We start from the raw sequence: 19,930 nt of genomic DNA, 5'->3' as shown, positions 1-19,930 counted from the left end.
AAGCCGCAGCGCGCACCTTCACCGTCCCCGGAGATCCCTATGCCCCAGGCCACCGCCGCGCCCCTCGCGCCGCCCGCCGCGTCACCCGCCCCGGACCGCGCCCGCCGCCCCCGCGCCGGCAGCGAGTTCGCGCCCCTCCTGCGTACCGTCAAGGAACAGGGACTCCTCGTCCACCGCCCCGGCTGGTACGCCCGGGACATCGCGGTCACCCTCCTCGGCATCGCCGCCGTGATCACCGCATTCACCCTCATCGGCCCCTCCTGGTGGACGCTGCCGCTCGCCCTCCCCCTCGCGCTGCTCTCCGCCCGCGCCGCCTTCGTCGGCCACGACGCGGGCCACGCCCAGATCACCGGAAACCGCCGCGTCAGCCGGTTCGTCCAGCTCGTCCACGCCAACCTGCTCCTCGGCATGAGCCGCGAATGGTGGAACGACAAGCACAACCGCCACCACGCCCACCCCAACCACCTCGACAAGGACCCCGACGTCGCCGCCGACATCCTGGTCTTCGCCGACCACCAGGCCGCCGGCCGCACCGGACTGCGCGGCTTCCTCACCCGCCACCAGGCCTGGCTCTTCTTCCCGCTGACCACCTTGGAGGGCATCGCCCTCAAGGTGTACGGGATCCAGTCCCTGCTCTCCCGCACCGGACCCTGCCGCACCCGCCGCGACCGCCTCGTCGAGGGAGCCCTGCTCCTCGCCCACGTCGCCGGCTACGCGGCCCTGCTCCTGACCCTGCTGACCCCGCTCCAGGCCCTCGTCTTCGCGCTCCTGCACCAGATGCTGTTCGGCCTCCACCTGGGCCTCGCCTTCGCCCCCAACCACAAGGGCATGGAGCGTCCCGACAACCACCCGGACGGCGATTCCTGGGGCCACCTGCGCCGCCAGGTCCTCACCTCCCGTAACATCCGCGGCGGCGCCGTCACCGACTGGTTCCTCGGCGGGCTCAACTACCAGATCGAGCACCACCTCTTCCCGAGCATGCCGCGGCCCCATCTGCGCCTCGCCCGGCCCGCCGTGCTCGCCCACTGCCGGGCGCTCGGGCTCCCGTACACCGAGACCGGCTTCGCCGACTCGTACCGGCAGGTCCTCGGGCATCTGCACGAGGTGGGCGCACCGCTGCGCGCCGAGGGGGTCGCATAGGGTCGGGACGTCCAATCGGGAGAATCGGGAGAAGGGCCCCCACACGATGAGCACGGACACGGACACAGGTGCGGACACGGAAGCGATGACGGGCGTCGTCGTCGCGGTCAGCAGCAACGGCGTCTACTCGTTCACCAAGCCCAACCAGGAGAGCATCACGCTCCTCGCCGGGCTCGGCGTCGAGGGCGACGTCCACGCCGGCGTCACCGTCAAGCACCGTTCCCGGGTCGCCAAGGACCCCACCGTGCCCAACCTGCGCCAGGTCCACCTCATCCACACCGAACTCTTCGAGGAGGTGGCGGGCGCCGGCTTCGAGGTCCGTCCCGGCGACCTCGGCGAGAACGTCACCACCCGGGGCATCGACCTGCTCGGCCTGCCGGTCGGCACCCGGCTGCACCTCGGCCCCGAGGCCGTCGTGGAGGTCACCGGACTGCGCAACCCCTGCGCCCAGATCGACGTCTTCCGGCACGGACTGCTCAAGCAGGTCCTGGGCCGCGACGAGGACGGTCGGATCGTCCGCAAGGCGGGCATCATGTCGGTCGTGCTGACCGGCGGGGAGATACGGCCGGGCGACACGATCCGCGTCGAGCTCCCGGCCGGCCCGCACCGCCGTCTGGGACGGGTCTGACCACCCGGCAGGACCGCTCCCGCCGGACCGTGAGCCGCGACGTCGGCCGCACCCGGGTCACGCTCCGCCACCACCCCCGCGGCACGGCGCTCCGCCCTACGATCGGGCGATGACCACGACATCCGGCACCACCGACTCACTCGCTGTCGCCCAGCGCTCGCTGGGCGACAGCGCCGTCCGCTACCCCTTATGGCCTCCGCTGACCAGCGGCTGCCCGAAGACCAGCACCGAGGACGTCGCGTACCCGGCCGAGGTCGACTACGCGTACGATCGCGTCCCCGCCGGCTTCTTCGACCAGCGGCTCCCGCACACCGGTCACGAGCGATGGGCCCCGCTTCTCCCGCCGCTCCTGGCACCCGGCCTCGGCGAGGGCGGCACCCCGCTGGTGGAACTCGAACCCGGCGTCTACGTCAAGGACGAGTCCCGCAACCCCACCTGGAGCCACAAGGACCGGCTGAACCGCTGCACGGTCAGCGCCGCCCTGGGCGCGGGGGCACCCGGCGTCGTCGTCGCCTCCTCCGGCAACCACGGTGCCTCCGCCGCCGCGTTCGCGGCCCGCGCCGGACTGCGCTGCGTCGTCCTCGCCGACCCCGGGGTGCCGCCGGCGATGGACGCCTTCCTGCGCGCGTACGCCGCCGTCGTCCTGCCCGTGCCGAAGGCGGCCCGCTGGCCGCTCACCCGGCGGATCGCGGAGCGATTCGGGCTCCACCCGGTCAGCAACATGACGCGCACCCACACCGGCCATGCCTTTGGGGCCGAGGGCTACAAGACCGTCGCGTACGAGATCCACGCCGAACTGGGCGTCCCCGCGGCCGTCTTCGTCCCCACCGGCTACGGGGAGCTGCTGTTCGGCATCGGGAAGGGGTTCGCCGAGCTGCGCCGCCTCGGGGTGACGGACCGGGTGCCCCCGCTGATCGCCTGCGAACCGGCGGCCGGCGGACCGCTCGCCGCAGCTTTGGACCGGGGTCTGCCCGCGACGCGGGTGGAGGTCGGCGCCACCGGCGCGGACGGCATCGCCTGCGCGGTGAGCGGGTATCGCGGGGTCCTCGCGGTACGGGACAGTGGCGGCCGCTCGATGCTGCTCACGGACGAGTGCCTGCGCGCCGCGCAGGCCGAGTTGGCCCGCGCCGGGATGTGGGCCGAGCTGTCGGCGGCGGCCGGCCTGGCCGGACTGCGGTCCTGCGCCGTCGGGGAGTTCGACGGGCCGGTGGTCTGCGTCTCCACGTCCAGCGGGTTCAAGGGCCGGGGCGTGGGCGAGGACCGCAGCGAGCCGGTGCCGCCCGAATGGGAGGCCGTACGGGCCCGGCTGCGGGCGGCCGGGCTCGACGACTGACGGGACGGGGCGAGCCGCCGGGCGGTCATATCCCGGCAGCTCCCCATTCACGACCTGTTCCACGACCTGCCCAGGCAGAAGTGGAAGCGCCGGTCCTGCGGCAACGGCTCGCACGGGCCCCGCGTGTTCGACCGGGCCAGGGTCGAGGTCCGGCCCTGGCACCAGGAGGACCGCCGGCACTGGGTGATCGCACGCCGCAGTGTCCGCAGGCCCGAGGAGATCTCCTACTACATTGCCTACTGCCCCGCAGACACCACACTCGACCGGCTCATTCATGTCGCCGGCAGCCGGTGGGCGGTCGAGGAGTGCTTCCAGACCGCGAAACAGGAATGCGGTCTGGACGACTACCAGGTCCGGCGTTGGCCCGGCTGGCACCGCCACATGACCCTGGCCATGGCCGCCCACGCCTGCCTGACCGTCGTGCGGGCCCGGGAGCTCGACACCGGGAAAGCAGAAACGGATCCTCCGGCCTGGACCTCCCCCACAGAAGTTGAGCCAGAACCGGAAGTCGTGAACAAAGCCATCAGCGCACCGCACAGGAGTTGACCACGTCACCGCTCGCGGGCCGCTCGATCACCCGGTCCGCGGGCGGGGCGACATCCGCCTCCACCCACTGCCGCAGCACCGTGAACGCCGAGCGGTAGCAGGGCAGGATCGGCCGCAGCCGGTCCGGGTACGTGTCGTAGAGGCCGTCGGCATGCGTCCCGTCCTGCACGGTGTAGTAGCGGTGCAGGGCGCCCCGGCCGCGGTCATCGATCATCCGCGCGTACACGTCCGAGTCGGTGGCGATCGGCAGCAGGGTGTCCAGATCGCCGTGCAATGTGATCAGCGGCTTGCCGATCCGCCCGGTCAGCGCCACCTTTGCCACCGCCTTCCCTACCGACGCGGGCCGCGCCGTGTAGTCGTACGCGGCGTCCGAGGCGCACGGAGCGAAGATCTGCTCCACCGTCGAACCGGCCGTCGTCCCCGGGCAGGCGGGGTCGTACGCGGGGTCGAACTCGGCGCGGAAGATCTTCTGAGTCAGCCCCCAGTAAGCCTGCTCGTGGTATGGCCACAGGAAGCGCGAGCCGGGCGCGAAGCCGGCCCGGATCAGGTCGTCGTCGGTGGCCTCGCCGAACTGACGGGCCACCGTGACCGGCAGGCTGGTGAGCAGGTTGGGGCCGCGGGTGGTCCACAGAACGCCCTCCCAGTCGACCCCGCCGTCGTACAGCTCTGGCCGGTTCTCCAGCTGCCAGCGGGTCAGATACCCGGCGTTGGAGATGCCCGTCATGTACGTGCGCCGCGGGCCGCTGCCGTACCGCTGCCGTACGGCCTGCTTGGCGGCCTTCGTCAGCTCGGTCACCCGGCGGTTCCATTCGGCGACCGCGTCGCCCGGCTCGCGCCCGTCGGTGAAGAAGTCGGGGCCGCTGTTGCCCTTGTCGGTGGCGGCGTAGGCGAAGCCCTGCGCGAGGACCTCGTCGGAGATGATCGTGTCGGTGGAGTACTGGCGCCGGGTGCCGGGGGCGCCGGTGACGACGAGCCCGCCGTTCCAGTGGTCGGGCAGCCGGATCACGAACTGGGCGTCGTGGGCCCAGCCGTGGGTGGCGTTCAGCCGGGAGTCGTCGGGGAAGTAGCCGTCGATCTGGACCCCGGGGACCCCCGACGGGTTGACGGTGCCCTTCGCCGAGAGCCCGGCCTGGTCGGTCATGTCCGTGTACGGGGTGCCGGTGAGCCCCGTCGTCGTCAGATCCGGCAGACAGGCCGCCTCCTGGCGCTGGGCCCCGGGTACGTGGAGGCGGTTCTGCCGGGCGCAGTGACCGGCTTCCTGCGCCCCGGCGGGGGAGACGGGGCCGAGGACGGTGAGCCCTGTCAGCAGAGCGGCGAGCAGGGGGACGCCTCGGGACGGGCGCAGGCGCATGGTGGGCCTCCGGGGGGACGACGGGTACGGGACGACGCGCGGGGCGCACGCCGGGCGTGCCGGAGTGCGCCGAGGGGCGCCGCCACATCCTGCGGGGCGCCCCGGTCACCGGCCATGGGGCCGCACCACACGTCGAGAGCCCGCATCGTGTGGGACACGCTCAGCCGGGTCGTACCGCCAGCGCGTCCAGCGCCGTGAGCAAGGCGGGGAGCCGTGGGCCGCGGGTCACCGGCAGGACTTCGTGCGGCGCGTCGTCGAGGAGGACGAAGGCCATGTCGTCCGTACGCGCCACCAGCGACCAGCCGGGGCCGTCGGCCCGCAGCACGTGTGCCTCGCCGCCGCCGAAGGCGGACCGGACCCGCCCGACGGGCGGCGGCTTCTCGACGTACCCGGCCAGTTCTTCGAGCACCTGGCGGACGGTACGGTACGGGCCGGGGGAGCCGTCGCCCGTCCCGGCACCCTCGGCCCCGGATGGGCCCTCGGGCCCCGCCTCGTTCTCGGCGCCTTCGCCGTCCCCGCCCATCCGGGCGCGCCACTCGGCCCACTGCAATGCCACCAGGTCGGCACCCAGGCGCCGTTGGGCCGGTCCCCACGCGGTGCCGTCCGGTGGGGTGAGTGGTGGCGGGGAGTCCTCTTCGGGAGCCGGATCGTGCGGTGCGGGAAGTCCGGGGGCGGAGGTGGCGACGGCGAGCGGCCAGCCCGGCAGCACGCGGATCACGGACCGTTCGTCGGGCGAGAGGTCGTACTCCATGCCGCAGTCCCAGGAGGCGATGGCGACGGCGACCAGGGACACGTCGTCGATCACCACGGTCCACCGGGCGCCCGTCCCGTCCTGACCGAAGACCAGCCCGTACCCGTCCGTCCGCGGCCCGATGCCGAGCGCCGCGCAGGACTCCGGATAGTCGTCGCCGAGCACGGTGGGGAACCGCGCCGGTGTGAGCAGGGCCGCCGTCAGGACGAACAGCGAGTCGGCGTCGTCGGCGTCGTCGGCGGCGTTGTCGGCGGCTGCGCCGGATCCGGCGGTGACGCCGTTCGTGACGGATTCCGGTTCACCCATGTCGGCCTCCCCCTCTGGTCGTCGGCGCACCTTAACCAGTGGGTAACCCGCCCGTCGAGAGGTGTCGCGGGATCTCCCCGGAACCTCCCGACGGGCCGCCCCGGACACCCACCCGGCCTCCGGAGGCGGGCTCCGGGGCGACGCGGCCGGTGCGGGCCGGGTCCGTACGCGGCCGCCGGTCGGCGGCCGTGCGGTCACTCCGTACCGCGTGCGGCGAGCACCAGGTAGCGCTCGTCCTCGTCCACGTACGAACGCATCCGCCAGCCCGAACGGGCCAGCATCGGGCGGAGGTTCGGTTCGGCCCTCAGGTCGTCGTCGGTGATCCGCCGCCCGTGGCGGGCGGCGAGGGCGGCCCGGCCGATCGGGTGGAAGAGGGCGAGGAGTCCGCCGGGCCGTACCACCCGGGCGAGTTCGCCGAGTTCCCGGGCCGGGTCGGCGAGGTGCGAGATCAGCCCGGCGCCGAACACGGCGTCCAGCGCGCCGTCGCGCAGCGGAAGCCGTGCCACGTCGGCGAGCAGCAGAGTCCCGTCCCGGTCCCGGTTCCGCCGGGCGGCCTCGGCGAGCATCTCGGGTGTCAGGTCCGCCCCGATCACCGTGCCCGCGGTCCCGACCGCGGCCCGCAGCGGGGGCAGCGCCCGTCCGGTGCCGCAGCCCGCGTCGAGGACCGCGTCCCCGGGGCGCAGCCCGAGGCCGGCGACGGCGGCGGCATAGGCGGGTCCGTCGTCGGGAAACCGGTCTTCCCAGTGGGCGGCGCGGGCGCCGAAGAACTCCCGTATATGTGTGGGGTCATCGCTCATGCGCCCCATGATCCGGCATTTGCGCCTCCCTCACCCGAGTGATTCCGGAGGGCGCCGTGGGCTCGCTTCCCCTGCACGGGTGAACGATCTGCGCGCATGTTCGACACCGTCTTGATCGTTCGCGAACATCTCTCTGTCATATTCCAACCGGTTTCGAAATGCGCCCCTGATGCGCCCCCGACCGCGCACTAGCGTCCCCGAGTCATGGGACACCTGGACCACGCCACCTACGGCTGGCTGACACCCGTGCTGTCGTACGCGATGGCCTGTATCGGCGCCGCCCTCGCGCTGCGCTGCACCGTGCGGGCACTGGAAGCGACCGGCCGCTCGCGCCGCAACTGGCTGCTCACCGCCGCCTCCGCCAACGGCACCGGCATCTGGACGATGCACTTCGTCGGCATGCTCGGCTTCGGCGTCACCGGCACCGACATCCGCTACGACGTACCCCTCACCCTCCTCAGCCTCGTCGTCGCCATGGCGGTCGTGGGCATCGGCGTCTTCGCCGTCGGGTACGGAAGGGACCGGAGCCGATCGCTACTGATCGGCGGCCTGACCACCGGCATCGGCGTGGCGAGCATGCACTACATGGGCATGGCCGCGCTCCGGCTGCACGGGCAGGTGTCCTACGATCCCGCCCTCGTCGCCCTCTCCGTCGTCTGCGCGGTCGCGGCGGCCACCGCCGCCCTGTGGGCGGCCCTCAACATCCACCGGCCCGCCGCCGTGGCCGTCGCCTCCGCCGTCATGGGCGCGGCCGTCAGCAGCATGCACTACACCGGCATGTTCGCCGTCGGCATCGAGGTCACTCCGTCCACCACCCCGCTGACCGGGGCCAGCGCCATGCAGTTCATCTTCCCGCTCGCGGTCGGCCTTGGCTCCTATCTCTTCATCACCTCCGCCTTCGTCGCCCTGTCCCCCACGGCGGGGGAACGCGCCGCCTACGCCTCCGCCGGGCGGTTGACCGAACCCGACGAGCGCGCCGTCGACGTCGCACCCCCCGGTTTCCGCCCCGGGCCCGCCCCCGCATCGGCCCAGTCCTACGCCGCCCCCGGCCGGCCGGCCGGTCCGGTGCACGATCCGGCCGGCACCCACGACGCACCGGTCTGAGCCCGCCCCGGGAACAGCATCCGAACCCGCAGCCCGCATTCGCCCCCACACGCTCCCCGCCCCCGGCACCCCGCCGACGCCCCGCACCGGCGGACCCGCCGCCCCCACCGGGTCCGTGACCGAAGGAACCAACATCCATGCGAACTTCCCGCAGAACCCCGGACGGCGAGGCCCCCACGCCTCCGCCGCAACCCGTCCGAGGGCGCCGCGCACACGCGGGACCACCCGCCGACGAACCGGCCCCGCACGAACGGACCCCCGACTCCGCCCCCACCCGCGCCCCCGGACCGGCCTCCGCCCCCGACTCCACTCCCGATTCCGCTCCCGTCCCCGCCCCCGAGCCGGCGGCCCGGCCCGAGCCCCGTCACCTCCACCGCCTGTGGGGCGCGGGACCGCGTACCGTCCGCGCCAAGATCGTCTCGATCCTCATGGTCCCGGTCGTCTCGCTCCTCGCCCTGTGGGGTTTCGCCACCGTCACCACCGCCCAGGACATCGCCCGTCTCCGGCTGCTTCAGTCCGTCGACGCCGACATCCGGCAGCCCGTGGTCCACGCCGTCACCGCCCTCCAGGACGAACGCCGCGCCGCCGTACGCCAGGTCGCCGCCCCCAGCGGCGGACGCGCCGCCGACCTGAAGGACCGCGCCCGGGCGACCGACGCCGCCGTCGCCCGCCTCCGCCTCGACAACCGGCACACCGTCGGCGACGAGGGCGGGCTGCCCGCCGACGTCTCCGCCCGCGTCGCCGACTTCGTCGACCAGGCCGAGAGCCTCGCCCGGACCCGTACCGCCGCCGCCGGCGGCCGCGCCGACGGGGCCCGGGTCTACGACACGTACACCGGCGCCATCACGGCCGGCTTCGCCGTCGGCGGCGCCCTCGCCGGTATCGAGGACATTCAGGCCGGCCCCGACGCGCGCGTGCTGCTCGAACTCGGCCGCGCGGGCGAGATGCTGGCCCGCGAGGACGCCCTGCTCGGCTCCGCCCGGCTCACCGGCCGTCTCGACGGCCGTCTCGACGGCCGACGCGGGCGGGAGCTGGAAGGCGCCGTCCAGACCCGTCGTACCCTCACCGAATCCGCCACCGCCGACCTGCCCGCCCCGCAACGTGCCGCGTGGCACCGGCTCACCACCCAGCCTCTCTACCGCGGGCTCGTCGAAGCCGAGGACCGCACCCTCGGCGCCGCCCCCGGCAGGCCCGCCGCCCGGGCCGTCACCGCCGCCGACTGGGACACCGCCCACGCCTTCGTGCGCGACGGCCTCAGGAGCGTCGAGCGGGACGCCCACACGGCCGCCGCGGACCGTCACGATCCCCTCGGCGGCGTGTTCACCCCCGGCGGCGCGGCCGTCCTGCTCGGCCTGCTCGCCGTCGTCGCCTCCCTCGCCATCTCCGTACGCATCGGCCGCGGCCTCGTCGTCGAACTCGTCAGCCTCCGCAACACCGCCCTCGCGATCGCCCGCCGCAAGCTTCCTGCCGCCATGCGCCGCCTGCGCGCCGGCGAGGATCTCGACGTACAGGCCGAGGCACCGCCCGGACCCGCCCCACAGGACGAGATCGGCCAGGTCGGCGAAGCCCTCACCACCGTCCACCGGGCGGCGCTGTCCGCCGCCGTCGAACGCGCCGAACTCGCCAGTGGCATCTCCGGCGTCTTCGTCAACCTCGCCCGCCGCAGCCAGGTCCTGGTGCACCGCCAGCTCACCTTGCTCGACAGCATGGAACGCCGCGCCGACGACCCCGGCGAACTCGGCGACCTGTTCCGGCTCGACCACCTCACCACCCGCATGCGCCGCCATGCCGAGAGCCTGATCATCCTCTCGGGCGCCGCGCCCGGCCGCGCCTGGCGGATGCCCGTCCCTCTCACCAACGTCGTCCGCGCCGCCGTTTCCGAGATCGAGGACTACGCGCGCGTGGAGGTACGCCGGCTCCCCGAGACCGCCGTCTCCGGCACCGCGGTCGCCGACCTCACCCACCTCCTCGCCGAACTCGTCGAGAACGCCGCCCAGTTCTCCCCGCCCCACACCAAGGTCCGGATCAGCGGCGAACCCGTCGGCAACGGCTACGCCCTGGAGATCGAGGACCGCGGACTCGGCATGGGCAAGGGGAACCTGGACGAGGCCAACGCGCGCATCGCCCGGTCCGAGGCGCTGGACCTCTTCGACAGCGACCGGCTCGGCCTGTTCGTCGTCAGCCGGCTCTCCTCGCGGCACGCCATCAAGGTGCATCTGCGCCCCTCGCCGTACGGTGGCACCACCGCTGTCGTCCTGCTCCCGACCGAACTGCTGCAGGACACCCTCCCGGCGGGGTATGCCCCCGTATCCGAACCGGAAGTGGCGTCCGGTGTCCCGGCATATGCCCCGGTGCCGTCCGCCGTCGCCTCAGCCGGAGCCGACGGCCGTACGGCCCCGCAGCCGCCCCGGTTCGGGGTGCCGACGGCACCCGCCGCCCCCGAACCGCTGCCGGCCGCCGTGACCACCCTGCACCGGCGCCCCCGAGGCCTGTCGCCCGCCCCGCCCGCCCTGGCCGCCGCGGACACCGGCATCGACGCCGGCAGCGGCGGACCCACGGGCGGACACGCGGACGCGCGCGAGGGCGACGACGGGGACCTGCCGCGCCGGGTCCGCCAGGCCAGCCTCGTGCCCCAGTTGCGTACGGCCCCTCCCGCGCCCGCCCCGGCCGCGGACCCGGCCACCGCACCCTCCGGCGGCACGTCCACCGGTCCCGCGGACCGCACCCCCGAACAGCTCCGGGCCCGGATGTCCGCATACCACGACGGCTGGCGGCGCGGCGGCGGACCGGCGCCCGGAAGCCCGGCAGCGGACTTCGGCCCGCACCCGCCCCGTACACCCGGCGAACCCCGAAGGGAAGGAGAGGACGCATGATCGACCACGAGAGGACGTCCCGCCACCGCTCCGGAGAGCTCGACTGGCTCCTGGACGACCTCGTCACCCGCGTCCGCGAGGTCCGCCACACCGTCGTGCTCTCCAACGACGGACTCGCCGTCGGCGCGTCCAGCGCGCTCAGCCGCGAGGACGCCGAGCATCTCGCCGCCATCGCCTCCGGATTCCACAGCCTCGCCAAGGGCGCGGGACGGCAGTTCCACACCGGCGGAGTGCGCCAGACCATGGTCGAGATGGACGACGGCTTCCTCTTCGTCGCCGCCGCCGGCGACGGCTCCTGCCTGGCCGTGCTCAGCGGAGCCGACGCCGACATCGGCCTCATCGCCTACGAGATGGCCCGGCTGGTGAAACGGGTCGGCGAACACCTGCACACCCCGCCGCGGCTCACCGTGCCCCCACCGGCCGCCGGCTGACCGAAGAAAGACCCCCTATGAACGAGGACAGCACCGGTACGGCCCAGGCCGCGCCGGGCAGTCAGTGGTACGACGCCGAGGCCGGGCCGCTCGTCCGGCCGTACGCCATGACCGGCGGCCGCACCAAGCCGGGCCCCAGCAACGTCAGGTTCGACCTGATCGCGCTCGTGGTCGTCGACGACCACCCGCCGGACCGGGCCGACGAGGCCCTGCTCGGCCCCGAACACCGGGCCCTGCTCCACCTCTGCCGGGCCGAGACCCAATCGGTCGCCGAACTGTCCGCCGACGCCGACCTGCCCGTCGGCGTCGTCCGGGTACTGCTCGGCGACCTCCTCGAAGCGGGCCTCGTGAAGGTCAGCAGACCCGTCCCGCCCGCGCAGCTCCCCGACGAACGGATCCTGAGAGAAGTCATCGATGGCCTACGAGCGCTCTGAGAACCATCCGGCGGGCGAGGTGGACGACACCACGGACCTCGCCTTGAAAATCCTCGTCGCCGGCGGCTTCGGGGTCGGCAAGACGACCCTGGTCGGCGCCGTCAGCGAGATCCGGCCGCTGCGGACCGAGGAACGGCTCAGCCGGGCCGGGGAGTCGGTCGACGACATCGGAGGCGTCGGCCAGAAGACCACCACGACCGTCGCCATGGACTTCGGCCGCATCACCATCCGCTCCGGACTCTCCCTCTACCTCTTCGGGACGCCCGGACAGGACCGGTTCTGGTTCCTGTGGGACGACCTGTCGCAGGGCGCGCTCGGGGCCGTCGTCCTCGCCGACACCCGGCGTCTGGAGGACAGCTTCCCGGCGGTCGACTACTTCGAGCACCGGGGCATCCCCTTCGTGGTGGCCGTCAACTGCTTCACCGGCGCCCGGCGTTACGGCGTGGGAGACGTCTCCCGGGCCCTGGACCTGGACCGGGGCACTCCGGTGGTGCTCTGCGACGCGCGGGTCCGGGACTCCGGGAAGGACGTCCTCGTCCAACTCGTCGAACACGCGGGGCGGATGCACGCCGCGCGACTGATGGACTCGGTGGGATGACGGCCGACACGTCGGGCCACGACAGAAGCTTGCCCTGCCCACGACAGTGGGTAAGGCTTGCGGTACACAAGCAACATGAGGTCACGCGGGGCCGCGGACGGGGCACGCGAGGCCACTGGGGGAGGACCACATATGGCTCTTGACCGAGGGCTCGACTGGCTGCTCGACGACCTGACCCGGCGCGTCGCGGCGATACGCCACGCTCTGGTGTTGTCGAACGACGGGCTGGTGACGGGCGCCAGCGAGGGACTGGAACGGGAGGACGCCGAGCATCTGGCCGCGGTGTCCTCCGGACTGCACAGCCTGGCCCGGGGCTCCGGCCGCCACTTCAGGGCGGGCCGGGCCCGGCAGACGATGGTCGAATTCGACGAGGCCCTGCTCTTCGTGACGGCGGCGGGGGAGGGCAGCTGTCTGTGCGTGCTGAGCGACGCGGAGGCCGATGTCGGCCTGGTCGCCTACGAGATGACGCTGCTGGTCAACCGGGTGGGCGAGCACCTCGGGGTGTCCGCCCGCCAGCTTGACGGAAAGGACGGGATCGGCGGCATCTGAGAGTTATCCACAGGGCCTGCGCGATGTCGTCACCGTGCGTTACGGTCATCACCGAGAGTGTTCGATCTGAACGCTGTACGGGGGAGGACTGTGCGCATGAACAGGAAAGAGACGACAGGGCGCGTGCTGCGGCCCGGCGCGCGAAGCGCCTGTGTCGGAGATGGGGCCGCGGACGACTGGGCGGCGGGGGCCGCGGCCGCAGGACGTGCGTCCGACGCCGCCCCGCCGGCCGCGGATCAGGCAGCCGAATCCCCGCCGGTCGGGGTTCGGCCCGCCAGTGGTGCGGCCGCGGGGCTCAGGGTGACGGTGACGCCGGGGCGTGCCGCGCTGCAACTTGAGCTGCGGCGCGACGAGTTCGAGTTCGCGGCCCTGACCGGGATCGTCCGTACGGTGCCGGTCACCGGGCCGGCGGCCGCGGAAGGGCCCGCCGATGTCGCCCGGCGCCGCGTTCCGCGCACCGAGATCGAACGGCTCCGTGCGGCTGGGGATTTCCCGGACGGGCTGCGCGAACGCGTCCGGTCCGTGGGCGTGACCGAGGGAGCCGAGCTCCTCTCGACCACCCCGAACCGCTTCGCCCGGCTGGCCCGCACCGGACACTTCAGCCCCGTACGGTTCTACGTCAACCGGTATCGCGCCGTCGTCTGGCTCTATCCGGCGGCCGAACTGCGGGAGTTCGCCCGTGACAACGCCGGACTCCTGATCGGCCGGCTGCCGGCGGTCGTCCGTGAACAGGAAGACCGGAACATCGACTGGCGCCCCCGCAACTGGCGGTCCCGCCGGCTCGACCTGCTCCTCAGGACGACCACCGACCCCTGGGCGCGCGTGGCCGCCATCGCCTCACTGCTCGACCCGACCCATCTGGCGGACATGGTCGACGACCCCTTCGAGCGGGCCTACCTGGACCGCTTCCGCCCCAGGCCGCCCGGCTGGCGGCCGACATCGCCCACGGCCAGGGAGATCGCCGACCGGCTGCTGCTCGCGGACGACCCGGAGGAGATTCTCTGGCACCGGCTGAGCCTCGTCCTCGCCTTGGACCAGGCCCGCGCCGACCGCCAGGCCCCGTGCCCGGGCGACCCGCCGCCCGCCGCCACGACCGCGCCACCACTCCCGCCTCTCCCCGCCTGGCCCGTCGCGGCCTGGCCCGATCCGGACAAGCCCGTCCTCGCGGCACGCACGAGCGCTGGTCCGGGTGTGGCGGCGACGCCGACCGTACGGCAGGCGGTGAGGTCCGGGCGTGTACCGGCCGCGCCCGGACGTCCACCAGGTGGGCGTGCTCCGGCCGGCCGAGGTGTCGGGCGAAGCCTGCTCGAGCGGCTGCGCGGCCGGAAGAAGACGAGAGCGTCCGAAGCCTGAGGTGCACCGGCCGGGGTGCGGGGGCGGCGAGGCGCGGGCACCATGGGCACATGCTGCTCGCCCGGGTCGCGGAGGTGTCGGGCCAGGTCGCCGCCACGTCCGCGCGATCGCGGAAAACCGCGTTGCTCGCCGAGCTGTTCGCGGAAGCCGAGCCCGCGGAGAGCGCGCTGGCCATCGCCTACCTCTCCGGGCGGCTCCCGCAGGGGCGGATCGGCATCGGCTGGAGTGTCCTGCAAGAGGTCCTGCCCCCTACCGTTCCGCCCGCCGAGGCCCCGCGGCTCACTCTGGCGCGCGTGGACGAGGCCATGACCGAGCTGGCCGGGATCTCCGGGCAGGGTGTGCGGGCTCGCCGACGCGGACTGGTGGGCGACCTGTTCGCCGCCTCGACCCTGCCGGAACAGGAGTTCCTGCTGCGTTTGCTCTCCGGCGAGCTCCGCCAAGGGGCCCTCGACGCCGTCGCTCTCGAAGGTGTCGCCCGGGCCGCCGCGGTGGGCCCCGAGGAACTGCGCCGCGCGGTGATGCTCGAAGGCTCGCTGCCCCGCGTCGCCCACGCCGTACTCATGGAAGGAGCGGATGCCCTCGAACGGTTCACTCTTCGGGTCGGCAGCCCCATACAGCCGATGCTCGCCCACACGGCGACCAGCGTCCTCGACGCGGTCGCGGCCCTCGGGCCGTGTGCCGTCGAGGAGAAACTGGACGGGATCCGGATCCAGGTCCACCGGAGGGGCGACGAGGTCCGGGTCTACACCCGGTCCCTCGACGACATCACCGACCGGCTGCCCGAGATCGTCGCCCTGGCCCGGGAGACCACCGGCGACACCTTCGTCCTCGACGGCGAGGCCATCGCCGTCGACCCGGCGATGGGCCGCCCCATGCCCTTCCAGGACATCGCCTCCCGGGTCGGTTCGCGCGTCGACGTGGCCACGGCACGGGCCGCCCGCCCCCTGTCGCCCGTTTTCTTCGACGTGCTCGCCTCGGATGGGCGGTCGTTGGTGGACTGGCCCGGTCACGAGAGGCATGCCGTACTCGCGCGGCTGCTGCCTGAGCCACTACGGGTACGCCGAACTGTCGTCGCCGATCCGGCGGATCCGACGATGGTCGAGACGGCCGAGGCCTTCTACCGCGACGCCCTCGCCCGCGGCCACGAGGGCGTTCTGGTCAAAGCGCTCGACGCGCCGTACGTCGCCGGCCGAAGAGGCCGCACCTGGCTCAAGGTGAAACCCGTCCACACGCTCGACCTCGTGATCCTCGCCGCCGAATGGGGCCATGGGCGGCGCACGGGACTGCTGTCCAACCTGCATCTGGGCGCCCGGATGGCCGACGGGACGTTCGTGATGGTGGGCAAGACCTTCAAGGGGCTGACCGACGCGATGCTGCGCTGGCAGACCGAACGCCTCGGCGAGCTGGCCGTGACGGACGACGGCTTCACCGTCCACGTCCGCCCGGAACTCGTCGTCGAGATCGCCTACGACGGTCTCCAGCGCTCCCCGCGCTACCCGGCCGGCGTGACCCTGCGCTTCGCCCGCGTCCTCCGCCACCGCCCGGACAAGCCAGCCGACGAGGCCGACACCCTGGACACCGTCCTGGCGACGACCTGAGCGACGGACCGTCGGTCGCCCCGCCACATTGCTTGGTCGGCAACAACCCGGCACGGCCTACCGAAACCGACTGTCTGCGGGGGCATGAACCCGTTCCGGCTCGTGCCCTACCGGGTCAGGCGTCCCAGGCGCGGGGACGGTTCAGCTTTTCCCATTCGGGGCGGAGCAGTGAGAACACGGCGAGGTCGAGACGGCGGCCGCGGTGGAGACAGGCGGCACGACTGATCCCTTCCTGGGTGAAGCCGGACGTGGCGAGGGCGGCGAGCGCCGGGAAGTTGTCCGTGTGGGTTTCTGCCGTGAGCCGATACATGGGGAGTTCGCCGAAGGCCAGGTCCACCACAGCGTCGAGGGCGGCGGTGCCGTGGCGGTGCCCGCGATGCGGAGCAGCGAGCATCAGCTCGACCTCGGCTGTGCCGTTCACGATGTTCTGGCAGGTCAGCGCAACATGACCGACGGGTGTGCCGTCGGGAAGGAGAATGAGGAAATCGTCGCGGTCATCGTCCTCGATGTCGCGCTCGATGCGCTCGCGCACAGCGGTGAGCGAGCGTGGCCAGAGGCCCATGTGGTGGGCAACCGTGGGATCGGACCGCCAGCTGTGCATGAGCTCGGCGTCATCTATGTCAAGCGCGGCGAGGCCGACGGACTTGGCCCGCCAAGAGACCTCCCTCTCGGCTTCTGCGTCGTGTTCGCTGTCCGTCATCCTGATGTCCTCGGTCATGGACGGATGTTATGAGCGCCTTCAGACCGGAACCATTGAGTTTCTCCGCTCAGCAGTGCGCCGCCGTGCCCGGCCACCGACGAGCCCGGACAGGACGTCATCTCCATTGGGTGGCTCGGTGGGCCGTTGGTTGTACCGGAGATGGTCAAGCGGCTGGTGCCGGAGCCGGCGCTGGCTGACCGGCAGTGGCGTCGAGCGTCAGGGCGGCGAAGAGGGGGACGACCACCAGGCTCACGTGCTCGCCCAGTTGGGAGGCCGCCTGGCCCACCCGGAGTCTGCGGAAGTCGCCGTCCCGCCACAGGCCCCACCATGCCGACCCTCACCACCCGGCCTGTCGGGCCCGCCCGCGCGCGGTCCGTCATCGTCTCCGCTGGGCCGTCCCGGTGCTGATCGTCGGGCAGTTCGCGATGGTCGCCATCGCGCCCGTCGTCGTGCTCACCGTCGCGGTGTTCCGCGACGCCCGCCTGCGCGCCCAACGCTGGTGGGCCGCAGCCGTCACGGGGCTCTACGCGAGCGGCCTCGCGGCCTGGGCGATCGGGCCCGACCGCGCGCCGAGCCTGTCGAAGGACCTGAACCCGGTGCTTGCCACTCTGATCAGCGTCGCGGCCGTTGCGCTCGCGGTGCGGTACCACTGCCTCCAGCGGCGCTGAAGCCCTGCCGAACGTACGAGTACCAACGCCATGTAGTTAAGCGTGGGGTGTCCGGTGTCAAGGGCGCGGGTGGTCAGGATGTCGATGCTGATCGTGGCTTTGTAGTTGGTCCTGTCGACGGCGCCTCTGGCGTTGTACTTCGAGATGGCGCGTTTGACGACGTGTGGCCGGGTGCGGATGTGGCGATCTGGCATGAGGCCGGCCAGGATCCGCTCCGCGCTCACCGAACTCCCCGAGTTGCGTGGGCTTGCTGCGAAGGCCAGGCGGTTCGGGCCTTGCGAGCTGGTGCCCTGGGACCAGACATGCTGGACCGCCTGCTCGCCAGCCAGAGACCGGCGCTCGCCCCCCGACCCCGCGGCTGTCGGTAAGACCCTGCTCCGTTTCGACGTGCCGCCAGGCCTCACCCTGGTCCTCTGGATTGCCCACCGCGCCCTGGCCAACCACTCCCACCAGTCCACCGCTCCTCAGCCCGGCCGCCGGGCCCCGGCCGCCGACCAGCGCTTCTGCACCACCGACTTTGTCGAGCCCGAGCCCTGGTGGCCAGACTCGACGTACGCAACGCGATCCGCGCCGCCCGCACCCCGTCCGCTGCCGGACAGGACGACGCCCCGGCCGCGACGGCCGCCGGGCACGCGGAAGACCATTACCACGATCAGGCGTCGGACCTGCCGCACGCCGTCGACCACCCGGGCCGGGACGCCGTCCCCGCCCTGGTGCAGCGGGCGGCCGCCGTCCAAGCGGGCGCCTCCGTAGCGTCGAACGATACCGACGTACCGGCATACCGGCACACGGAGGCGGTGCCCATGAGCGCCCCCACACCCGCCGGCCCCGCACCCCAAGGCCCCGGACTCCAGCCGCTCCTCCCCGGTACTGATCACCCGCGCCGACTGCGGGAAGGGGGATTGGGGATTGGGCGCAGGTCTCAGCCTGAACGCGGTCTCGGAACAGGTGGCGTGGTGTGACGTGAGTGGTGTGGCGAGGCGCGCGATGCCTATGCGTACACCGTATCCGGCGCGCTCCCGAAGCCCGATCGGGTCCGGTGTCTTGTCGTAGGCGTCGAGGGGCGTCGAGACTTGTTCCGGCGGTTCTTTGGACACGGGGGACAGGGTGAAACCATTAGCGGATGCCGATCCGGTGACGGTCGGAAGGTATCGGACGATCGCGGAGCTTGGCCAAGGTGGCATGGGCCGGGTTCTGTTGAGCAGCGCGCCCGATGGGCAGTTGGTCGCGCTGAAGCAGGTGCGGACGCAGTTCGTCGAGGACGACGGCTTCCGGGCGCGGTTCCGCAGGGAGGTGGAGGCATCCCGAAAGGTCTCCGGGCAGTACACGCCCACGATCATCGACGCGGACGCCGACGCCCCCGAGCCATGGCTGACTTCTGTGTTCGTTCCCGGGCTCTCGCTTCAGCAGGTCGTGGCGGCCGTCGGGGCACTGCCCGAGGAGCCGGTGCTGAGGATGGCCCGGGGACTGGCCTCGGCGCTGGCCACCATCCATCGGACCGGTCTGGTGCATCGGGATCTGAAGCCGTCCAACGTCCTGCTGGCCGTCGACGGGCCCCGGGTGATCGACTTCGGTATCGCCAGGGCGGCCGACAGCGAGGACGGCAACACGCTGACCACCACCAGCCTGCTGGTCGGCTCACCCGGGTTCATGTCCCCGGAACAGGCCCGGGGCGAGCCGGTGGAGGCGGCCAGCGACATCTTCTCGCTCGGGGCGGTGCTGTTCATGGCGTGCACCGGGGAGGGCCCGTTCGTCGGCCCCGCCCTCCCGCAGACCCTGTTCAACATCGTCCACACCGAGCCCGACCTCGGCAGGCTCCCGGCGAGGATCCGCCCGATCGCGGCCGGCTGCCTGGCCAAGGACCCCGCCGACCGGCCGAGCGCGGACCAGCTCCTGGAAGACATCGGCCGGCTGACGCCCGCGGCGCGCCCCTGGCCGCTGGAGGTGCATGAGCTGATCGCCGAGCAGCAGGCTGAAATCGACCGGCTGCGGGAGGAGTTGGGGCGGCGGGCGGTCGTTCCGGAGCCCGCCGCGGTGGTCGTCGACAAGCCGCCGTCGCCTCCGGGCCCTCCGGCGACGCCGATGCCGCCGATGAATCCGGCGCAGCCGGTGCCCCTGCCCGTACCGGACCGGCGCAGGCGTCTGGTCGGCGCGGGGATCGCCCTCGGTCTGGTGGCGGCCGTCGGCGTCGCCCTCTTCGTGTCCGGCCCCGACGGCGGGACCGGCACCATCGCCCACCCTGGAGTCACCGCCACGGTGGCCCCGCAGCCGACCGACGCCCCGCCCGCCGAACCCACGGTCGAACCGGCCACCGAGGCACCCCCGCGGACCACGCCCGCGCCGACCCCGCCGGTCGAGAGCTCCCCTGTGACGGAACCCTCCAGGCGGCCGCCCGCGAGCGAACCCCCGCGGCAGAGCACCCGGCCCGCCGCGATCGCGGACTGTGCCGGGACGTACCTGGCCAGACCCGAGTCGTTCATCCTCCACTGCGGAGACGGGAACGGCCGGCTCTCGGGACTCGTCTGGACGGACTGGGGGGAGCCCACCGCCCAGGCCAGGGGACAGGAGATGGTGGTCATCTGCGAGCCCAACTGCGGCAACGGGAGAATGGTCCGCCATCCGGCCACGGTGATCCTCTCGGGCCTGGTCGGCGGGCGGTACACGATCATGCGGGTGGACACCCCGCGGTCCCCCTATGGGCCGATCGCCCTGTACTCGCTCGAAGAGCAGGGGCCGACGCAGAGGAATTGACGGAGACGCCACCGGCGCG

The 19,930-nt window shown here is 72.9% G+C and carries 18 protein-coding genes and 2 pseudogenes; 14 read left to right on the top strand and 6 right to left on the bottom strand.

Annotated features, from left to right (window positions below; all coding sequences use genetic code 11):
* Positions 1-39 precede the first annotated feature (39 nt).
* The 4 genes and pseudogenes from ABZ693_RS05290 to ABZ693_RS05275 form a co-directional block, all read left to right on the top strand.
* Positions 40-1,140, top strand: coding sequence for an acyl-CoA desaturase (locus ABZ693_RS05290; protein WP_359873553.1), 1,101 nt, complete (start codon positions 40-42; stop codon positions 1,138-1,140).
* Positions 1,141-1,225: 85 nt separating this feature from the next.
* Positions 1,226-1,768 carry an MOSC domain-containing protein gene (locus ABZ693_RS05285; protein WP_359873609.1) on the top strand — a complete coding sequence of 181 codons (543 nt, stop codon included), beginning with the start codon at positions 1,226-1,228 and terminating at the stop codon, positions 1,766-1,768.
* Between the two features lie 109 nt (positions 1,769-1,877).
* On the top strand, positions 1,878-3,101 hold the full coding sequence (locus ABZ693_RS05280; RefSeq protein WP_359873551.1) for a threonine synthase: 1,224 nt from the start codon (positions 1,878-1,880) through the stop codon (positions 3,099-3,101).
* 42 nt (positions 3,102-3,143) lie between these two features.
* A pseudogene (locus ABZ693_RS05275) lies at positions 3,144-3,647 on the top strand (IS701 family transposase); the annotation flags it as partial.
* Here the strand turns inward: ABZ693_RS05275 and ABZ693_RS05270 are convergent.
* The 3 genes from ABZ693_RS05270 to ABZ693_RS05260 form a co-directional block, all read right to left on the bottom strand.
* Entirely contained in the window at positions 3,625-4,992 is a 1,368-nt protein-coding gene (locus tag ABZ693_RS05270; RefSeq protein WP_359873607.1) for a tannase/feruloyl esterase family alpha/beta hydrolase, read from the bottom strand. The pseudogene ABZ693_RS05275 and the gene ABZ693_RS05270 overlap by 23 nt on opposite strands.
* Positions 4,993-5,158: 166 nt before the next feature.
* On the bottom strand, positions 5,159-6,055 hold the full coding sequence (locus ABZ693_RS05265; protein ID WP_359873549.1) for a hypothetical protein: 897 nt from the start codon (positions 6,053-6,055) through the stop codon (positions 5,159-5,161).
* Between the two features lie 194 nt (positions 6,056-6,249).
* The gene (locus tag ABZ693_RS05260; protein ID WP_359873547.1) at positions 6,250-6,852 is read right to left on the bottom strand and encodes a class I SAM-dependent methyltransferase; all 603 of its coding nucleotides are present in this window, start codon (positions 6,850-6,852) and stop codon (positions 6,250-6,252) included.
* A gap of 204 nt (positions 6,853-7,056) precedes the next feature.
* Between ABZ693_RS05260 and ABZ693_RS05255 the strand changes: the two genes are divergently transcribed.
* The 8 genes from ABZ693_RS05255 (at position 7,057) to ABZ693_RS05220 (ending at position 15,792) form a co-directional block, all read left to right on the top strand.
* Entirely contained in the window at positions 7,057-7,956 is a 900-nt protein-coding gene (locus tag ABZ693_RS05255; RefSeq protein ID WP_359873545.1) for an MHYT domain-containing protein, read from the top strand.
* Between the two features lie 137 nt (positions 7,957-8,093).
* Positions 8,094-10,829, top strand: coding sequence for a sensor histidine kinase (locus tag ABZ693_RS05250; protein WP_359873543.1), 2,736 nt, complete (start codon positions 8,094-8,096; stop codon positions 10,827-10,829).
* Positions 10,826-11,260, top strand: coding sequence for a roadblock/LC7 domain-containing protein (locus ABZ693_RS05245; protein ID WP_359873541.1), 435 nt, complete (start codon positions 10,826-10,828; stop codon positions 11,258-11,260). Before ABZ693_RS05250 ends, ABZ693_RS05245 begins: the two co-directional genes overlap by 4 nt.
* Before the next feature lie 17 nt (positions 11,261-11,277).
* A complete protein-coding gene (locus tag ABZ693_RS05240; protein ID WP_359873539.1) occupies positions 11,278-11,694 on the top strand; it encodes a DUF742 domain-containing protein in 417 nt (138 codons plus the stop codon).
* Positions 11,675-12,292: a GTP-binding protein gene (locus ABZ693_RS05235; RefSeq protein WP_359873537.1), complete on the top strand. Its 618-nt coding sequence runs from the start codon at positions 11,675-11,677 to the stop codon at positions 12,290-12,292. Before ABZ693_RS05240 ends, ABZ693_RS05235 begins: the two co-directional genes overlap by 20 nt.
* 132 nt (positions 12,293-12,424) lie before the next feature.
* Positions 12,425-12,841, top strand: coding sequence for a roadblock/LC7 domain-containing protein (locus ABZ693_RS05230; RefSeq protein WP_359873535.1), 417 nt, complete (start codon positions 12,425-12,427; stop codon positions 12,839-12,841).
* A gap of 306 nt (positions 12,842-13,147) precedes the next feature.
* A complete protein-coding gene (locus ABZ693_RS05225) occupies positions 13,148-14,194 on the top strand; it encodes a DUF6397 family protein (RefSeq protein ID WP_359873533.1) in 1,047 nt (348 codons plus the stop codon).
* A 50-nt stretch (positions 14,195-14,244) separates the two neighbouring features.
* Positions 14,245-15,792, top strand: a complete 1,548-nt coding sequence (locus ABZ693_RS05220) for an ATP-dependent DNA ligase (protein WP_359873531.1) — start codon at positions 14,245-14,247, stop codon at positions 15,790-15,792.
* Positions 15,793-15,907: 115 nt separating this feature from the next.
* On the opposite strand, the gene ABZ693_RS05215 is transcribed toward ABZ693_RS05220, so the two are convergent.
* Together ABZ693_RS05215 and ABZ693_RS05210 are read right to left on the bottom strand one after the other, a co-directional pair.
* On the bottom strand, positions 15,908-16,510 hold the full coding sequence (locus ABZ693_RS05215) for a GNAT family N-acetyltransferase (RefSeq protein ID WP_359873529.1): 603 nt from the start codon (positions 16,508-16,510) through the stop codon (positions 15,908-15,910).
* A gap of 175 nt (positions 16,511-16,685) precedes the next feature.
* Positions 16,686-16,811: pseudogene (locus ABZ693_RS05210) on the bottom strand (MFS transporter); the annotation flags it as partial.
* Positions 16,812-16,893: 82 nt separating this feature from the next.
* On the opposite strand from ABZ693_RS05210, the gene ABZ693_RS05205 reads away from it, so the two are divergent.
* A complete protein-coding gene (locus ABZ693_RS05205) occupies positions 16,894-17,160 on the top strand; it encodes a hypothetical protein (RefSeq protein WP_359873527.1) in 267 nt (88 codons plus the stop codon).
* Between the two features lie 464 nt (positions 17,161-17,624).
* On the opposite strand, the gene ABZ693_RS05200 is transcribed toward ABZ693_RS05205, so the two are convergent.
* On the bottom strand, positions 17,625-17,897 hold the full coding sequence (locus ABZ693_RS05200; protein ID WP_359873525.1) for a hypothetical protein: 273 nt from the start codon (positions 17,895-17,897) through the stop codon (positions 17,625-17,627).
* Between the two features lie 370 nt (positions 17,898-18,267).
* Here ABZ693_RS05200 and ABZ693_RS05195 point away from each other — a divergent pair, with 370 nt between their 5' ends.
* Positions 18,268-19,911 carry a serine/threonine protein kinase gene (locus tag ABZ693_RS05195; protein ID WP_359873523.1) on the top strand — a complete coding sequence of 548 codons (1,644 nt, stop codon included), beginning with the start codon at positions 18,268-18,270 and terminating at the stop codon, positions 19,909-19,911.
* Positions 19,912-19,930 lie beyond the last annotated feature (19 nt).

This window comes from Streptomyces laurentii (genome assembly GCF_040635425.1).
Classification (GTDB): Bacteria; Actinomycetota; Actinomycetes; order Streptomycetales; family Streptomycetaceae; genus Streptomyces; species Streptomyces laurentii.
Note: the sequence above shows the minus strand (reverse complement) of the source record. Positions and strands in the feature narration are given on the sequence as shown.

Coding starts and splice junctions, on each gene's coding strand:
- ABZ693_RS05290 (WP_359873553.1), top strand. CDS start 40: ATGCCCCAGGCCACCGCCGCGCCCCTCGCGCCGCCCGCCGCGTCACCC.
- ABZ693_RS05285 (WP_359873609.1), top strand. CDS start 1,226: ATGACGGGCGTCGTCGTCGCGGTCAGCAGCAACGGCGTCTACTCGTTC.
- ABZ693_RS05280 (WP_359873551.1), top strand. CDS start 1,878: ATGACCACGACATCCGGCACCACCGACTCACTCGCTGTCGCCCAGCGC.
- ABZ693_RS05265 (WP_359873549.1), bottom strand. CDS start 6,055: ATGGGTGAACCGGAATCCGTCACGAACGGCGTCACCGCCGGATCCGGC.
- ABZ693_RS05260 (WP_359873547.1), bottom strand. CDS start 6,852: ATGAGCGATGACCCCACACATATACGGGAGTTCTTCGGCGCCCGCGCC.
- ABZ693_RS05255 (WP_359873545.1), top strand. CDS start 7,057: ATGGGACACCTGGACCACGCCACCTACGGCTGGCTGACACCCGTGCTG.
- ABZ693_RS05250 (WP_359873543.1), top strand. CDS start 8,094: ATGCGAACTTCCCGCAGAACCCCGGACGGCGAGGCCCCCACGCCTCCG.
- ABZ693_RS05245 (WP_359873541.1), top strand. CDS start 10,826: ATGATCGACCACGAGAGGACGTCCCGCCACCGCTCCGGAGAGCTCGAC.
- ABZ693_RS05240 (WP_359873539.1), top strand. CDS start 11,278: ATGAACGAGGACAGCACCGGTACGGCCCAGGCCGCGCCGGGCAGTCAG.
- ABZ693_RS05235 (WP_359873537.1), top strand. CDS start 11,675: ATGGCCTACGAGCGCTCTGAGAACCATCCGGCGGGCGAGGTGGACGAC.
- ABZ693_RS05230 (WP_359873535.1), top strand. CDS start 12,425: ATGGCTCTTGACCGAGGGCTCGACTGGCTGCTCGACGACCTGACCCGG.
- ABZ693_RS05220 (WP_359873531.1), top strand. CDS start 14,245: ATGCTGCTCGCCCGGGTCGCGGAGGTGTCGGGCCAGGTCGCCGCCACG.
- ABZ693_RS05215 (WP_359873529.1), bottom strand. CDS start 16,510: ATGACCGAGGACATCAGGATGACGGACAGCGAACACGACGCAGAAGCC.